Raw genomic sequence first — 16,828 nt, forward strand, 5'->3', positions numbered from 1 at the left:
GCTGCTGCCCATGCTCCAAGCCCCTCCCGCGCGGCCCACCGGCTACCGCCGTGTCCTCGCCGTCCCCGAGTTCCGCGTCGTCTTCGCCGCGCACGCGCTCTCCCTCCTAGGCGTGGTCGTCACCGAGATCGCCCTCTCCGTCCTCGTCTACGACCTCACCGGCTCGCCCCTGATGAGCGCGCTCGCCTTCGCGGTGGGCTTCCTGCCGTACCTGATCGGCGGGACGCTCCTCGCCGGGGTCGCCGACCGGTACCCGGCCCGACGGGTGCTCGTGGTCTGCGACCTGGTGTGCGCGGCATGCGTCGCGGCGATGGTGACGCCCGGCACCGGCATCGCCGTACTTCTGCTGCTCCGCTGCGCCCTCGCCGTCGTCTCACCGGTCTTCGCCGGCACCCGGATGGCCACGCTCGTCGACGTCCTCGGCGACGGCGACCTCTTCGTGCTCGGCCGCTCACTGCTGCGGATCGTGTCGCAGAGCGCGCTGCTCGTCGGATACGGACTCGGCGGCCTGCTGCTCACCGTGGTCTCGCCGCGCCACGCCCTGCTGATCACCGTGGGCACCTTCCTCACCTCCGCCGCGCTGTTGCGCCTCGGCACCCGGCGCCGCCCCGCCCGGGCGAGCGGCGGGGGCGCCCTGCTCGCCGACTCCCTCAAGGGCGCCCGGCAGGTCCTCGCCGACCGCCGGGTGCGGGCGCTGCTCCTGCTGTTCTGGCTCCCGGCGATGTTCTCCGTCGCCCCCGAGGCCCTCGCCGCCCCCTACGCGGCCGAACTCGGCGCCGGTTCGACCGGGCTCGGGCTGCTGATGTGCGCCCTGCCCGTCGGCACCATCGCCGGCGAGCTGTACGCCGGCTCCCGGCTGCGCCCCGCCACCCGGTCGCGGATCGCCCTTCCACTGGTCTGCTGCACCCTGCTGCCCTACCTCGGCTACGCCTGCCGGCCCGGCCTGGCCCTCTCACTGGTGCTGCTGGTGGTCGCGGGCGCCGGGTCCGCGTACACACTGGGCCTCGACCAGTGGTTCGTCCGGGACGTGCCCGAGGACCTGCGCGGCCGGGCCATGACCCTGCTCACCGCCGGACTGATGACCATCCAGGGCGTCGGCATGGCCCTGGCCGGTGTGGCCGCCGAGTTCGCCGGGGTGCGCGGGGCGGTCGTGGGAGCCGGGGTGCTCGGCACGGTCTGCTGCGCCCTGCTCGCCGTGGAGGCCCGCAGGACCGATGGGCGAGACGGGGCTGACCACGATGTGACCGGCCGGTAAGGTCTGGTGCCGTGCCGAAGCCGCTCAGTCTTCCTTTCGACCCCATCGCCCGTGCCGACGAACACTGGAAACAGCGCTGGGGAAACGTGCCGTCCATGGCCGCCATCACCTCGATCATGCGGGCGCAGCAGATCCTGCTCGCCGAGGTCGACTCGGTCGTCAAGCCGTACGGACTGACCTTCGCGCGCTACGAGGCACTCGTGCTGCTCACCTTCTCCAAGGCGGGCGAGCTGCCGATGTCGAAGATCGGCGAGCGGCTCATGGTGCACCCCACGTCCGTGACGAACACCGTGGACCGCCTGGTCAGGTCCGGCCTCGTCGCCAAGCGCCCCAACCCCAACGACGGCCGCGGCACCCTCGCCTCCATCACCGACAAGGGCCGCGAGGTCTGCGACGCGGCCACCCGCGACCTGATGGGGATGGACTTCGGTCTCGGTGCCTACGACGCCGAGGAGTGCGGGGAGATCTTCGCGATACTGCGGCCGTTGAGGGTCGCCGCGGAGGACTTCGACGAGGAGTGACCCGGGGGCCCGGTCGGGGGTCGACCCGGGGAAAGATCGCCCGGAACGGGTGGTTACGCTCGTCCTCATGAAAAAGAGCGTGTTCACCCGCTACCGCGTTTTGGCGTACACCACGGGTGTGCTGCTGGTCCTGCTCTGCCTGAGCATGATCGCCAAGTACCTCCTGAAGATCGACGGCGCCGGGAGCTTCACCGAGGTCGTCGCCATCGCGCACGGCTGGCTGTACGTCGTGTACCTCCTCTTCGCCTTCGACCTGGGCTCCAAGGCGAAGTGGCCGGTCGGCAAGCAGCTCTGGGTGCTGCTGGCCGGGACGATCCCGACGGCCGCGTTCTTCGTCGAGCGGAAGATCAGCCACGAGCTGGAGGGTCACTTCGCCGAGCCGACTCCGGTCGCCGCCGAGGTCTGAGTGCCGTAGCTTCCACCGCCGTACGAGTTGCGTACGGCGGTCAGCCATCGACATTTACTAGGACGTCCTAGTAAATTCGAGAGTATGGACGCTGACGCCATCGCAGAGGGCCGCCGACGCTGGCAGGCCCGGTTCGACGCCGCACGCACGCGTGAGGCCGATTTCACCACGCTCTCGGGGGACGCCGTAGAGCCGGTGTACGGGCCCCGGCCCGGGGACACGTACGACGGCTTCGAGCGGATCGGGTGGCCCGGGGAGTACCCCTACACGCGCGGGCTGTACGCGACGGGCTACCGGGGGCGGACGTGGACGATCCGGCAGTTCGCCGGGTTCGGGAACGCCGAGCAGACCAACGAGCGGTACAAGAAGATCCTCGCCAACGGCGGCGGGGGTCTTTCGGTGGCCTTCGACATGCCGACCCTCATGGGCCGGGACTCCGACGACCCGCGCTCGCTCGGCGAGGTCGGGCACTGCGGGGTCGCGATCGACTCCGCCGCCGACATGGAGGTCCTCTTCAAGGGCATCCCGCTGGGTGACGTCACGACGTCGATGACGATCAGCGGGCCGGCCGTCCCGGTCTTCTGCATGTACCTGGTGGCGGCCGAGCGGCAGGGCGTGGACCCGGCCGTCCTCAACGGCACGCTCCAGACGGACATCTTCAAGGAGTACATCGCCCAGAAGGAGTGGCTCTTCGAGCCCGAGCCGCACCTGCGCCTCATCGGCGACCTCATGGAGTACTGCGCGACCGGCATCCCCGCCTACAAGCCGCTGTCCGTCTCCGGGTACCACATCCGCGAGGCCGGCTCCACGGCCGCGCAGGAGCTGGCGTACACCCTCGCGGACGGCTTCGGGTACGTCGAACTCGGCCTGTCCCGAGGCCTCGACGTGGACGTCTTCGCGCCCGGCCTGTCCTTCTTCTTCGACGCGCACGTCGACTTCTTCGAGGAGATCGCCAAGTTCCGCGCGGCGCGCCGGATTTGGGCCCGCTGGATGCGGGACGTCTACGACGCGAAGTCCGAGAAGGCCCAGTGGCTGCGCTTCCACACCCAGACCGCCGGCGTCTCGCTGACCGCGCAGCAGCCGTACAACAACGTGGTGCGTACGGCAGTTGAGGCGCTCGCGGCCGTGCTCGGCGGGACCAACTCGCTGCACACCAACGCCCTGGACGAGACCCTCGCGTTGCCGAGCGAGCAGGCCGCGGAGATCGCGCTGCGCACGCAGCAGGTGCTGATGGAGGAGACCGGGGTCGCCAACGTGGCGGATCCGCTGGGCGGTTCGTGGTACGTCGAGCAGCTCACCGACCGCATCGAGGCGGACGCCGAGAAGATCTTCGAGCAGATCCGGGAGCGGGGCGTGCGCGCCCACCCGGACGGCCGGCACCCGATCGGGCCGATCACCTCCGGCATCCTGCGCGGCATCGAGGACGGCTGGTTCACCGGCGAGATCGCCGAGGCCGCGTTCCAGTACCAACGGTCCGTGGAGAAGGGCGACAAGCGGGTCGTCGGCGTGAACGTCCACCACGGCTCCGTCACCGGCGACCTGGAGATCCTGCGGGTCAGCCACGAGGTGGAGCGGGACCAGATCCGGGAGTTGGGTGCGCGCAAGGGCGTACGGGACGAGGCGGCCGTAGCGGCGGCCCTCGACGCGATGCTCGCGGCGGCGCGGGACGGGTCGAACATGATCGGCCCGATGCTGGACGCTGCGCGGGCGGAGGCGACGCTGGGGGAGATCTGCGGGGTGCTGCGGGACGAGTGGGGGGTTTACACGGAGCCTGCGGGCTTCTAGCCCTGCCCGGCGGATCAGGCCGCGGGAGATCGGTGGGGCCTGATCCGCGCCGGTGATCGGGCCTGGTGCGTGACGCTGCGAGGCGGCGGCGGGCGAAGCCGAGGGCGGGGGAATCGGTGGCCGGTGGCCGATGACAGCGCCTCAGGTGTGCGTGCTGGGCGAGGTGTCTGCGGAGGTGGGTGATACCGGGTGCGGGGGGAGCCGGTGGCCGATGGCAGCGCTGCGGATGTGCGTGCCGGGCTCTGCGTCTGCGGAGGTGGGTGATGCCGGGTGAGGGGAGGTCGGCGACCGATGACAACGTCGCAGGTGTGCGTGCCGAGCCCCGTGTGCCGGGACGGGGGAGTCGGCGGTCGGTGGCAGCGCCTCAGGTGTGCGTGTTGGGCTTGGCGTCCGCGGACGTGGGCGAAGCCGGGGCGGCGGAGCCGCGGTGGTCGGCCGTAGTGCCTCGGGTGTGTGGGCCGGGGGCGTGTCTGCGGTCGGATTTGGTCGGGGGATCCTAGGGGTTGTTGAGCGAGGTCAGGCCTAGCAGGAGGACCTGGGTGAAGCTGTGGACCCACTCCTCGTCGGCCGGTTCCGCGCTTACCAGGGTGCGGTGGACTACCGCGCCCGCGACCACGTCGAAGATGAGGTCGGCCGTGCGGGCGGCTTTCTCCGGGTCGGTCTCCGGGGGGAGTTCGCCGCGGGCCTGGGCGCGTGCTCTGCCCTCCAGGACCAGGCGTTTCTGGCGGTCGACGATCGACTCGCGGATGCGTTCGCGCAGGGCGTCGTCGTGGATGGACTCGGCTACCACCGCCATCAGGCCGCTCTTGGCCTCGGGGCGGGCCAGGATCGCCGCGAACTGGAGGACCACGCCCTCGATGTCGGCGGCCAGGGTGCCCCGGTCGGGGAGGTGGAGTTCGTCGAAGAGTTCCGCCACCGCGTCGACGACCAACTCGTTCTTGCCTGCCCAGCGGCGGTAGAGGGTCGTTTTCGCAACCCCCGCGCGCGTCGCGACGTCTCCCAACGTGAGCCTGGACCAGCCGAGTTCGACCAGGGCCTCCCGGGTCGCCGCCAGGATCGCGGTGTCCGCGGTGGTGCTGCGGGGGCGTCCCGCGGCGCGCGGGGCGGGAGTGCTGCTCTGCATCCCTTGACCATAACCGGCGGTTCCTGTGGTGCAGTGAGGGAGATCACCGGGTATCTGTATCCCGGAAGGGGCCTGTGCTATTACGCTACGGGTCGTAGCGTAACCACTGGGCGCGGGGTGGGGACCCGGCGCCGAACAGCTCACAACTGGCTTGCGACAGACCGGCTTTCACAACGCTTTTCATTCACACGCGCGGACGGGGGAGGATGGGCGCATGCAGCCACGGAACATGTCCATGAGCGGAGTCGTCGACCTCGCCGCGGTGAAGGCGGCCCAGGAGGCCAAGGTCAAGGCGGAGCAGGCGCGCGCCGAGACCGCCAGGCAGGGCGGCGGCGGGGCCGTCTCCCCGGCCGACCTGGTGATCGACGTAGATGAGGCGGGGTTCGAGAGCGAGGTCCTGCAGCGGTCCACCGAGGTCCCGGTCGTCATCGACTTCTGGGCCGAGTGGTGCGAGCCGTGCAAGCAGCTGAGCCCGCTCCTGGACCGGCTCGCGCTTGATTACAACGGGCGCTTCGTCCTTGCCAGGATCGACGTCGACGCCAATCAGATGCTGATGCAGCAGTTCGGGGTGCAGGGCATCCCGGCCGTCTTCGCGGTGGTCGCGGGCCAGGCGCTGCCGCTCTTCCAGGGGGCCGCCGCCGAGTCGCAGATCCGGGAGACCCTCGACCAGTTGATCCAGGTCGCCGAGCAGCGCTTCGGTCTCACCGGGCTGGAGGTGGACCCCGACGCCGCGCCGGGCGACCGGCCCGAGGTCGTCGCCGAGGTGCCGGCGGGACCGTACGACGCGCTGCTCGAAGCCGCCGTACAGGCCCTGGACGCGGGGGACTTCGGCGGGGCCGTGCAGGCGTACAAGAACGTGCTGAGCGACGACCCGGGCAACTCCGAGGCCAAACTGGGGCTCGCCCAGGCCGAGTTGCTGCAGCGGGTGTCGACGCTCGACCCGCAGCGGGTGCGCGCCGAGGCCGCCGAGAAGCCGGGTGACGTGCCGGCGCAGATCGCCGCCGCCGACCTGGATCTGGTGGGCGGTCATGTCGAGGACGCCTTCAGTCGGCTGATCGACACCGTGCGGCGCACGCTGGGTGACGACCGGGATGCCGTACGGCTGCGGCTGCTGGAGCTGTTCGAGGTCGTCGGGGCCGATGACCCCAGGGTGACGGCGGCCCGGCGGGCGCTGGCGCGGGCGCTGTTCTGAGCGGGGCGCGGGGCCGGTTCTGACCAGTCGGTAAACCTCGTGACCTGTGTTGCCGGAGTGAAAGATTTGCCGACGGAGTGTCACTGCGGCCGCGCTTTACCAAATCTTGGTAATCGCGGCCGCTGTTACTTGGAGTAAGTCAGGGGCGTTGATCTGTCGGATTCCGCCCAGGTGTCAACTGATTTGTCCTGGCCCACGATGACACCCAGCGTCGTCGACCGATACCGGCGGGTCGTTGTTCGGTTATCCGGCCGTTACTACCCAGTAACGAAGCCCCTTGTGCGGGCGGCGAGAATGCACCACGATCGGCGACGCTCGGTCCAATTCCGTACCCCGACAGCCGGTCGGGCCGACGGAGTCTCCTGGGTCCCCACCGAGTAGAGCCGGAAACAATGGAGTCGGCTCTTGGGCAGGGGGGTCTTCGCCGCCAGGCGGAGCCTGTCCAGCAAGGTTGTGCGTGATGTGCGTCAGGCGCGACCAGTGGTTGTCGCTCGGGGGTGATCGCCGGTGATCGGTGCGCGGTTCGCGCCTCCGAGGACGGGCGCTCCCCTTCCCGAGGACGTAGCACTTCTCCCATCCCTGCCCGGCTGAGCCGCCAATAGGGGGCAGTCAGGGCCAGGAGATGTACGTCCGAGAAGGAGGAAATATGGAGTCCCAGGTGCGTGGCGGGACGAGATGGAAGCGCTTCGCTGTGGTCATGGTGCCCAGCGTCGCCGCTACGGCGTGTATAGGTGTGGCCCTCGCGCAGGGTGCTCTCGCCGCGTCGTTCAGTGTTTCGGGTCAGTCGTTCAAGGTGTCGGCCGACCAGCTCGACGGCACGGGCTTCACGCAGTACGGAGCGCTTGACTCGGGTTACAACCTCGACGGCAGCAAGTCGCTTCACCCCGTCGCGGTCTCGGCGTTCAAGTCCGCGTCGATCACCAACATGTGCCAGTCGGTGGTCACCCCGAACATTCCGCTGCTCGGGTCCGTCAGCCTTGTGCTGAAGGCGGGCGGCAGCGGTACGCCGGTCCAGGCCGAGAACCTGTACATCGACGTCGAGGACCTCAGCGCCGACGCTGTGTTCCACAACATCGACATCGGTGTGGCGGCCGGAAGCGCGACCAAGGGTCCGGGCATGAAGGGCGGCAGCGAGGCTGCCAACCCGTACGGATTCGCGCAGCAGGCCGAGTCGGCCACGCTGACCAACGTGAAGCAGACGGCGTGGGCCACCACTGCCGGAACCTTCAAGCTCAGCGGGCTGAAGATGTCGGTCTCGGCCGGCACCCACGAGTGCTACTAGGCACTTGACGGCGGGCGGGGGAGCCGGTGGCGCCCCCGCCCGTCCCACTTCCACCAGCGCCTTCACACGAGGTGCGACTCTCCACCACAGCAACGCCGTACCAGGGAGCTGTTTTCCATGAGCGCCGAGACTCCTGCCGCATCCGGCCAGTTCGCCCGCCGGAGGCTGCAGTTTCGTGCCTGGCGTGGCACGAGGCCGTTCTGGGCCGGTCTGTTCGTCATGCTCGGCGGACTCCCGATCGCCTACTTCCCGTACGCACATCTCCAGGTGGGCCATCTGACGCTGGCGATGGCCACCACCGCGGGCGCCGGGTCCCTGATCATCGGCGTACTGCTGGTCGTCCTGGGCTTCAGCCTCTGGTTCCAGAAGCACGTGCGCACCTTCGCGGGTGTCGCGGCGATCCTGCTGGCGCTGGTGTCCATCCCCGTGTCCAACCTCGGCGGCTTCCTGATCGGCTTCCTCCTCGCCATGGTCGGCGGGGCACTGGCCGTGTCGTGGGCGCCGGGCGCACCGCCGGAGCCGCAGTCGCTCCAGGATGTCGCACAGGGAGAGGGCGGCGCCCCCGCAGCGGCCGCACCGTACGAGGCGGCGCCGCACGACTCCGCGTCGTACTACGCCAAGCCCCAGGAGCCCGCGCCGTACGAGTCCGCCGACGGTACGGACGAGCCGAACGATCTGTCAGGAACGAGCCCGGTGAGCAACGGGGCGAACGGGAGGCACAGTGCCGGCTGACGAGGTGACCCACGGGACTGATGTGGACGAGTCCCGTGTGAGAACCGGGCCGCGGCATGCGGCACCCAAGAAGCCGCTGTTCACCAGGCTCCACATGCCCGCCGGCAAGGCGATAGCCACGGTGGCGATGCCGACCGCCGTGATCATGGGGATGGGCTTCACGTCCTCGCTCGCCCTCGCCGACAACGGATCGACGACCTCGCCGTCGTCGAAGAGCCTGACGGCCGACGAGTACAAGGACTGTGTCGCCGCCATCGCCGGATCGACGGCGAGCCCCTCGGCGACGCCGTCCACGTCCGCGAGCGAGTCCGCCGACTCGTCCAAGGACACCGCGACGCCCTCGGCCACGGCCACGGGCGACGCGACGTCCGACTCGGGCAAGACCTCTTCGTCGGATTCAGGTTCCGACGACAAGGCCGCCACCCCCACGCCGTCCGCGTCCGCGAGCAAGTCCGCGGAGTCGAGCGGTTCGTCCGGCAGCACCGCTACGGCGACGCCCTCGGCGTCCGCGAGCAGCGGCAACCTGCTGGACACCATCGGCGACGCCATCACCGACCTCCTCACCGGAGGTTCCTCGGACTCCGGCTCGACGGCGAGCGCCACCCCGACGCCGACCGCGTCCGCCTCGGCGAGCGCCACGAAGGACACGTCCACCGACGACTCCTCCAGCGCGTCCGACACCGTCAAGGACACGGTCAAGAAGGCCACCGACACGGTCGACGACACCGTGAAGGACACGACCGACGCGGCGACCAAGGCGGCCGAGGACACGGCCACCGCGACGCCTTCGGCCACGGCCACCCCGAGTCCGTCCGCGAGCGCGAGCACCGACACCTCGGACTGCCCGGTCGCCACGGACGACTTGAGCGGCGTCGACAACAAGGTGCTGCTGCCCGACGACCCCTGGTACCTGAACGCCAGCTCCCTGCTGCTCAAGGGCGCCGACTATCAGGGCATCGTCGAGGTGAAGACCGCCAGCGGCAAGGTCAAGAAGGTCCTGAAGTACGTCATCTCCGGCGGCACCGACATCGGCGACCTGCACCAGACGGTGAACGACAAGCAGTCCGGCAAGACGTATCACGTGCAGGCGGCCTCGGGCTCGACGTCCACCATCCGCGACGGCGACACCGTGATGTACACGGAGTCCATCTCGGGCAACCTGTTCGGACTGATCCCGATCACGTTCACCCCGGACAACCCGCCGCCGCTGAACATCCCGCTGATCTACTTCACCAACGTGAAGGTGGTCCAGGCCGGCCAGTTCGGGGGCACGCTGACGGTCCCCGGGCTGCGCAGCTACCAGAACTGAGCCGGCCCACAAGCCCGTTCGGGAGCCGCGAAGGAGCAGTGCCCCGCCGAGTACCCACCCGGCGGGGCACTGCTCTGTCCGGTGCGCGGTGGATCCACAGGGGCGACGCGTGGCTCCGGGAGACGCCAGGAGCACCGTCGACCACGTGATCCGACGGCGGACGGACTGAGGGCGCCCCCCGTCGCAGGGAGCGCCCTCAGTGTCGTACAAGAGCCTTCAGGCGTACGTCAGTTGCCCTCGCCGCCGCCGAGGTGGTGGACGCGGAGCATGTTCGTGGTGCCGGCCACGCCGGGGGGCGAACCGGCGGTGATGATGACGGTCTCGCCCGGGTTGAAGCGGTTGATCTTCGCGATCTCGCCGTCGACCATGTCGACCATCTCGTCCGTGCTGTTGACGAACGGCACCACGTGCGACTCCACGCCCCAGCTGAGCGTGAGCTGGTTGCGGGTGCTCTCGTCGGTCGTGAACGCGACGATCGGCTGCGAGGCGCGGTAGCGGGACAGCCGGCGGGCGGTGTCACCGGACTGCGTGAAGGCCACCAGGGCCCGGCCGCCGAGGAAGTCGGCGATCTCGCACGCGGCACGCGCGATCGAACCACCCTGCGTCCGCGGCTTCTTGCCCGGCACGAGCGGCTGCAGGCCCTTGGAGAACAGCTCCTCCTCGGCCGCCTGGACGATCTTCGACATCGTCTGCACGGTCTCGATCGGGTACGCGCCCACCGAGGACTCGGCGGACAGCATGACCGCGTCCGCGCCGTCCAGGATCGCGTTGGCCACGTCGGAGGCCTCGGCGCGCGTGGGGCGGGAGTTGGTGATCATCGACTCCATCATCTGGGTCGCCACGATCACCGGCTTGGCGTTCCGCCGGCACAGCTCCACCAGGCGCTTCTGCACCATCGGGACCTTCTCCAGCGGGTACTCGACGGCGAGGTCGCCGCGGGCCACCATCACCGCGTCGAACGCCGCGACCACGGCCTCCATGTTCTCGACCGCCTGCGGCTTCTCCACCTTGGCGATGACGGGGACCCGGCGGCCCTCCTCGTCCATCACCTTGTGGACGTCGTACACGTCGCCCGCGTCGCGCACGAAGGACAGGGCGACCATGTCGCAGCCCATCCGCAGCGCGAAGCGCAGGTCCTCGACGTCCTTCTCGGACAGCGCGGGCACGTTCACGGCCGTGCCGGGCAGGTTGATGCCCTTGTGGTCGGAGATGACGCCGCCCTCGATGACGATCGTCTTCACGCGGGGGCCTTCGACGCTGAGGACCTTCAGCTCGACGTTGCCGTCGTTGATGAGGACCTGGTCGCCGCGGGAGACGTCACCGGGCAGGCCCTTGTACGTGGTCCCGCAGATGGTCTTGTCGCCCGGGACGTCCTCGGTGGTGATGGTGAACTCGTCACCGCGCACCAGCTCGACGGGACCCTCCGCGAAGGTCTCCAGGCGGATCTTCGGGCCCTGCAGGTCGGCGAGGACGCCGATGGCACGGCCGGTCTCCTTGGCCGCGGCACGGACGCGGTCGTACCGCCCCTGGTGCTCGGCGTGGGTGCCGTGGCTGAAATTGAAGCGGGCCACATTCATGCCGGCCTCGATCAGCGACACCAGTTGTTCGTGGGAGTCGACCGCGGGGCCGAGAGTACAGACGATTTTCGAACGGCGCATGGGACGATCCTATCGGTTTGTTTCGCTACGGAATATTCCGTCTGGCGGAAGATACAAATGGGCGGGCATGCGCTCAGGCGTTGTAATTTCCGACCAGTGCATAGGTCTGTGTCGCGATCTCCAATTCCTCGTCCGTCGGCACCACCGCGACCGCGACCCGCCCGGACGCGGGCGAGATCAGCCGCGGCTCGTCACTCCGTACGGCGTTCAGCGCGCCGTCCACCTCAAGCCCCAGCAGCTCCAGGCCCGCCACGGCAGCCTCCCGCACGGCGCTCGCGTTCTCGCCGACCCCCGCGGTGAAGGCGACCGCGTCCACCCGGCCGAGTACCGCGCAGTAGGCACCGATGTACTTCTTCAATCGGTGAATGTAGATGTCGAAGGCCAGTTCCGCCTGTTCGTCACCCTCGTCGATCCGGCGCCGGATCTCCCGCATGTCGTTGTCCCCGCACAACCCGATCAGACCGCTCTTCTTGTTGAGAAGAGTGTCGATCTCATCGGTGGACATTTCGCCAACACGCATCAAATGGAAGATGACGGCCGGATCCAGGTCTCCCGACCGCGTCCCCATCACCAGCCCCTCCAACGGCGTCAGCCCCATGGACGTGTCCACACACCGACCACCCCGCACGGCGGAGGCGGACGCCCCGTTCCCGAGGTGCAGCACGATCACGTTGACGTCCTCGGGCGCCTTCCCCAGCAACTCCGCCGTCGCCCGCGACACATACGCGTGCGAGGTCCCGTGGAACCCGTACCGCCGGATCCGGTACTCGTCGGCGATCCGCACGTCGATCGCGTACCGCGCGGCCGACTCCGGCATCGTCGTGTGGAACGCCGTGTCGAACACCGCCACCTGCGGCAGATCGGGCCGCAACGCCGTCGCGGTGCGGATCCCGACGAGGTTCGCCGGATTGTGCAACGGCGCGACAGGGATGAGCCGTTCGATCTCGGCGAGCACGGCGTCGTCGATGACGGTCGGCTCGGTGAAGACCAGCCCACCGTGCACGACCCGATGCCCGATGGCGGCCAACTCCGGCGAGTCCAGGCCGAGTTGATCGTTTGAAAGCTCGTGCGCCACGGCCTTCAGGGCAGCCTCGTGATCCGGGATCGGGCCGGTGAACTCCCGTACGGCGCCGGTCGTGACGCAGGTGTGCTTGAACCGGGAGGTCTCCTCACCGATCCGCTCGACGAGTCCGACGGCGAGACGGGTGCCCGCCGCCATGTCGAGCAGCTGGTACTTCACCGACGAGGAGCCGGAGTTGAGGACGAGGACACGCGTGGGACTCACTGGGCGGTTGCCTTCTCGATCGGGTGCTGCGCCTGGATCGCCGTGATGGCGACGGTGTTGACGATGTCCGAGACGAGTGCGCCCCGGGACAGGTCGTTGACCGGCTTGCGCAACCCCTGAAGCACCGGCCCGACCGCGATCGCGCCGGCCGAACGCTGCACGGCCTTGTACGTGTTGTTGCCGGTGTTCAGGTCCGGGAAGATCAACACGCTTGCCTGACCGGCGACTTCGGACTCCGGCATCTTGGTGGCGGCGACACTCGGCTCGACGGCGGCGTCGTACTGGATGGGCCCCTCGATCCGCAGGTCGGCGCGCCGCAGCCGGACCAGTTCGGTCGCCTCGCGCACCTTGTCGACGTCGGCGCCCGAGCCGGACGTACCGGTGGAGTACGACAGCATCGCGATCCGCGCGGCGACGCCGAACTGCTCGGCGGTGGCGGCCGATTGGATGGCGATGTCGGCCAACTGCTCCGCGTTCGGGTCGGGGTTGACCGCACAGTCGCCGTACACCAGCACCTTGTCGGCGAGGCACATGAAGAAGACGGACGAGACGATGTCGGCGTCCGGCTTGGTCTTGATGATCTCGAAGGCGGGGCGGATGGTCGCGGCCGTGGAGTGCACGGCGCCGGAGACCATGCCGTCGGCGAGCCCCTCCTGGACCATCAACGTCCCGAAGTAGTTCACGTCGGCGACGACGTCGTAGGCGAGTTCGACGGTGACGCCCTTGTGGGCGCGGAGCTTGGCGTACCGCTCGGCGAAGCGGTCGCGGAGTTCGGAGGTGTGCGGGTCGATCAGCTGGGCGGCGGTGAGGTCGATGCCGAGGTCGGCGGCCTTCTTGCGGATCTGGTCCTCGGGGCCGAGGAGGGTCAACTCGCAGACACCGCGCCGCAGTAGCACCTCGGCGGCGTGCAGGACGCGGGGCTCCGTGCCCTCGGGGAGGACGATCCGGCGCTTGTCGGAGCGGGCCCGCTCCAGGAGCGTGTGCTCGAACATCATCGGGGTGACCCGGTCGCTGCTCGGCGCCGAGACCCGCTTGAGCAGGTCGCCGGTGTCGACGTACCGCTCGAAGAGGCCGAGCGCGGTCTCCGCCTTGCGCGGGGTGGCCGCGTTCAACTTCCCCTCCAGGGAGAAGAGTTCGGCGGCGGTGGGGAAGGAGGTGCCGGGCACGGAGACCACCGGGGTACCCGGCGCGAGGCGGGCGGCGAGGGTGAGGATGCCGTGGCTGGGCACCTCGTTCAGGGTGAGCAGGACGCCGGCTATCGGCGGGGTGCCGGCGCTGTGCGCGGCGAGCGCCCCGATGACGAGGTCGGCGCGGTCGCCCGGGGTGACGACGAGCGCGCCCGGGGTCAGCGCCTTGAGGAAGTTGGGCAGCATCGCCCCGCCGAACACGAAGTCGAGCGCGTCCCGGGCGAGCCCGGAGTCGTCCCCGAGGAGGACCTTGCCGCCGAGGGCGTGGGTGATCTGGGCGACGGTCGGCGCGGAGAGGGCGGGCTCGTCCGGTACGACGTAACACGGCACCGGCAGCCGGGTGGTGAGCCGCTGGGCGATCTCGTCCCGGTCCTCACGGGCGACCCGGTTGGTGACCATGGCGAGGACGTCGCAGCCGAGGCCGTCGTAGGCGCGATAGGCGTTGCGCGTCTCCGCGAGCACGGACTCGGCGGTCTGCTTGCGGCCGCCGACGACGGGGATCACGGAGGCGCCGAACTCGTTCGCGAGGCGGGCGTTGAGGGACAGCTCGTCCGGGAACTGGGTGTCCGCGTAGTCGGTGCCCAGGACGAGGACGACGTCGTAGTCACGGGCGACGAGATGGAACCGGTCGACGAGCGTCGACACCAGCTCGTCCGTCCCCTGCTCGGCCTGAAGGGCGGAGGCCTCGTGGTAGTCCATGCCGTAGACGGTCGCGGGGTCCTGGGAGAGCCGGTAGCGCGCACGCAGCAGTTCGAACAGGCGGTCGGGGCCGTCGTGGACGAGGGGTCGGAACACCCCCACCCGGTCGACCTGCCGGGTCAGGAGCTCCATGACCCCCAGCTCGACGACCTGACGGCCGTCGCCGCGGTCGATCCCGGTCACGTACACGCTGCGGGTCACGCGTGGTCTCCCCTTCCGGCGGGTTCTCAGGGCTTTTGGTTCTCAGGGCTTCTGGCTGCCCGTTTCGACGGTCATAAAAATCGCCCACCTGGGTGAGCAGAACCCTCTTGACAATACCTCCGGGGGTGGTTAAGGCGCCCGCCAGTCCGACGGGAGCGGCGTCGCCCTGAGGGACGTGAAACAATCGGGTCCGGCTCACCGGCGTCAACAGCGAGCAGGAGACACAGCACGATGCGTATCGGAGTTCTCACCGCAGGCGGCGACTGCCCCGGCCTGAACGCCGTGATCCGGTCGGTCGTGCACCGAGCGGTCGACAACTACGGCGACGAGGTCATCGGCTTCGAGGACGGCTATGCCGGACTGCTCGAAGGCCACTACCGCAACCTCGACCTGGACGCGGTCAGCGGCATCCTCGCCCGCGGCGGCACGATCCTGGGTTCGTCACGACTGGAGCGGGACCGCCTCCGCGAGGCCTGCGAGAACGCGCTGGACATCGCGCGGGACTTCGGGATCGACGCGCTGATCCCGATCGGCGGCGAGGGCACGCTGACGGCGGCGCGCATGCTGTCCGACGCGGGCCTGCCGGTCGTAGGCGTCCCCAAGACGATCGACAACGACATCTCGTCGACGGACCGCACGTTCGGCTTCGACACGGCGGTCGGGGTCGCGACGGAGGCGATGGACCGCCTGAAGACGACGGCGGAGTCGCACCAGCGGGTCATGGTCGTCGAGGTCATGGGCCGGCACGCGGGCTGGATCGCGCTGGAGTCCGGGATGGCGGCGGGCGCCCACGGCATCTGCCTCCCCGAGCGCCCCTTCGACCCCGCCGACCTGGTCAAGATGGTCGAGGAACGCTTCGCCCGCGGCAAGAAGTTCGCCGTCGTGTGCGTGGCCGAGGGCGCGCACCCCGCCGAGGGTTCCATGGACTACAACAAGGGCGAGATCGACCAGTTCGGCCACGAGCGCTTCCAGGGCATCGGCACGGCGCTGGCCTACGAGTTGGAGCGCCGCCTCGGCAAGGAGGCCAAGCCGGTCATCCTCGGCCACATCCAGCGCGGCGGCGTACCGACCGCGTACGACCGGGTGTTGGCGACGCGCTTCGGCTGGCACGCGGTGGAGGCCGCGCACCAGGGGGAGTTCGGGCGGATGACCGCGCTGCGGGGGACGGACGTGGTGATGGTGCCGCTGGCCGAGGCGGTCACCGAGCTGAAGACGGTGCCGAAGGACCGGATGGACGAGGCGGAGTCGGTTTTCTAGTTTCCAACTTCCTCTTTCTGGCCGGGTTTTGGTACCGCGTGTTCAGTAGGTACTCCGCTCGACCATGGACCAGAACCGGCTGATGATCTGGTCGAGGAAGTCCTGGCCGGCCTCGCCCGCTTCGACGGCGGAGTTGCCGCCGCCCCAGGTCAGGGTGGCGACCATCTGCGCCTGGTAGTCCTCGTGCAACTCCTGGAGGGAGTCCTCCAGGAGCCGCCGGTCCAGCGGCACCATCTTGCCGATCGGGCGGACGTACGCCTGCCACCGCGTGGTCATGGCACTGCGCAACAGCTCCGCGAGGCGGCTGTCGCGCCCGGTGACGCTGATGAAGTCGGGCAGCGAGAGGCCGAGGAGATCGGCGAGCGCGGAGGACTGGCGCTCGGTGCCGCGCCACTGGTCGTGCTCCTCCATCCGCAGATACGCGAGGAGTTCGAGCCCGACGGCCCGGGCGACGTCCTCGGGCGCGAGGCCCCGGGCGAGGCGATGCTCACGCAGCGTGCGTGGCTTGCCGATGAGTTCGGCCGGCGAGCACCACAACACACCGGACAGCGCGGTGAGTTCGGGACCGGAGGGCGCGGTGAGTCCACGTTCCCAGGCGATGACCAGGTCAGGCGTGACGTACGGCAGTCCGTACGAGGCACGCATGCCGTACGCGACGTGTTCCGGGCCCATGTTGAGCGCGGTACGGAGCCGGTGGGCGGCGGGCGCGTTGAAGGGTGGAGTGGGCGGTGTCGGCGGCGTGGACTGGCTGGGTTGAGCTGGGGGTCGGCGCACGGGCCACAAGCTAGGGGTGCCTGAGTGCGGTTACTACGGTCTGTTCGGCCAGGATTACGGATTGTAGGAACGTACGGATTCGGTCGACCGGTGGGCGTGCGGTGGGGCCGGGATGGGGGAGATCGGTGACGCTGAGTGGTGGCGAGGAGGGCTGAGAGGCGG

General features: G+C 69.5%; 14 protein-coding genes. 9 read left to right on the top strand and 5 right to left on the bottom strand.

The window, feature by feature from the left end:
- The first annotated feature begins 10 nt into the window (after window positions 1-10).
- From OG407_RS34795 to OG407_RS34810, 4 genes are all read left to right on the top strand, one after another.
- Window positions 11-1,255, top strand: coding sequence for an MFS transporter (locus tag OG407_RS34795; protein WP_405863409.1), 1,245 nt, complete (start codon window positions 11-13; stop codon window positions 1,253-1,255).
- A gap of 11 nt (window positions 1,256-1,266) precedes the next feature.
- A complete protein-coding gene (locus OG407_RS34800; protein ID WP_405863410.1) occupies window positions 1,267-1,776 on the top strand; it encodes a MarR family winged helix-turn-helix transcriptional regulator in 510 nt (169 codons plus the stop codon).
- Between the two features lie 67 nt (window positions 1,777-1,843).
- Window positions 1,844-2,182 (top strand): DUF3817 domain-containing protein, encoded by a 339-nt coding sequence (locus tag OG407_RS34805; RefSeq protein ID WP_403590711.1) that lies wholly within the window; start codon window positions 1,844-1,846, stop codon window positions 2,180-2,182.
- Window positions 2,183-2,266: 84 nt separating this feature from the next.
- Entirely contained in the window at window positions 2,267-3,967 is a 1,701-nt protein-coding gene (locus OG407_RS34810; protein WP_405863411.1) for a methylmalonyl-CoA mutase, read from the top strand.
- Window positions 3,968-4,463: 496 nt separating this feature from the next.
- Here OG407_RS34810 and OG407_RS34815 read toward each other — a convergent pair whose 3' ends face one another.
- Window positions 4,464-5,090, bottom strand: a complete 627-nt coding sequence (locus OG407_RS34815; RefSeq protein ID WP_405863412.1) for a TetR/AcrR family transcriptional regulator — start codon at window positions 5,088-5,090, stop codon at window positions 4,464-4,466.
- Window positions 5,091-5,304: 214 nt separating this feature from the next.
- On the opposite strand from OG407_RS34815, the gene OG407_RS34820 reads away from it, so the two are divergent.
- The 4 genes from OG407_RS34820 (at window position 5,305) to OG407_RS34835 (ending at window position 9,605) form a co-directional block, all read left to right on the top strand.
- The gene (locus OG407_RS34820; protein ID WP_405863413.1) at window positions 5,305-6,282 is read left to right on the top strand and encodes a tetratricopeptide repeat protein; all 978 of its coding nucleotides are present in this window, start codon (window positions 5,305-5,307) and stop codon (window positions 6,280-6,282) included.
- 646 nt (window positions 6,283-6,928) lie between these two features.
- Window positions 6,929-7,564 carry a DUF6230 family protein gene (locus tag OG407_RS34825; protein WP_365309718.1) on the top strand — a complete coding sequence of 212 codons (636 nt, stop codon included), beginning with the start codon at window positions 6,929-6,931 and terminating at the stop codon, window positions 7,562-7,564.
- A 117-nt stretch (window positions 7,565-7,681) separates the two neighbouring features.
- Window positions 7,682-8,296, top strand: coding sequence for a DUF6114 domain-containing protein (locus OG407_RS34830; protein ID WP_405863414.1), 615 nt, complete (start codon window positions 7,682-7,684; stop codon window positions 8,294-8,296).
- A complete protein-coding gene (locus tag OG407_RS34835; RefSeq protein ID WP_405863415.1) occupies window positions 8,286-9,605 on the top strand; it encodes a hypothetical protein in 1,320 nt (439 codons plus the stop codon). The genes OG407_RS34830 and OG407_RS34835 overlap by 11 nt, the downstream gene beginning before the upstream one ends.
- A gap of 227 nt (window positions 9,606-9,832) precedes the next feature.
- Here the strand turns inward: OG407_RS34835 and pyk are convergent, their stop codons facing one another.
- The 3 genes from pyk to pta form a co-directional block, all read right to left on the bottom strand.
- Entirely contained in the window at window positions 9,833-11,263 is a 1,431-nt protein-coding gene (gene pyk / locus OG407_RS34840) for a pyruvate kinase (protein ID WP_327401239.1), read from the bottom strand.
- A 73-nt stretch (window positions 11,264-11,336) separates the two neighbouring features.
- Window positions 11,337-12,548, bottom strand: a complete 1,212-nt coding sequence (locus OG407_RS34845; RefSeq protein ID WP_405863416.1) for an acetate kinase — start codon at window positions 12,546-12,548, stop codon at window positions 11,337-11,339.
- Window positions 12,545-14,635, bottom strand: a complete 2,091-nt coding sequence (gene pta, locus OG407_RS34850; protein ID WP_405863417.1) for a phosphate acetyltransferase — start codon at window positions 14,633-14,635, stop codon at window positions 12,545-12,547. The genes OG407_RS34845 and pta overlap by 4 nt, the downstream gene beginning before the upstream one ends.
- Before the next feature lie 231 nt (window positions 14,636-14,866).
- On the opposite strand from pta, the gene OG407_RS34855 reads away from it, so the two are divergent.
- A complete protein-coding gene (locus OG407_RS34855) occupies window positions 14,867-15,892 on the top strand; it encodes an ATP-dependent 6-phosphofructokinase (protein WP_366489955.1) in 1,026 nt (341 codons plus the stop codon).
- Between the two features lie 42 nt (window positions 15,893-15,934).
- Here the strand turns inward: OG407_RS34855 and OG407_RS34860 are convergent, their stop codons facing one another.
- Window positions 15,935-16,564 carry an XRE family transcriptional regulator gene (locus OG407_RS34860; protein WP_405868776.1) on the bottom strand — a complete coding sequence of 210 codons (630 nt, stop codon included), beginning with the start codon at window positions 16,562-16,564 and terminating at the stop codon, window positions 15,935-15,937.
- Between the last annotated feature and the right edge of the window lie 264 nt (window positions 16,565-16,828).

Origin of the sequence: Streptomyces sp. NBC_01515 (assembly GCF_045040345.1) — a bacterium.
In the GTDB taxonomy this organism is placed as follows: domain Bacteria; phylum Actinomycetota; class Actinomycetes; order Streptomycetales; family Streptomycetaceae; genus Streptomyces.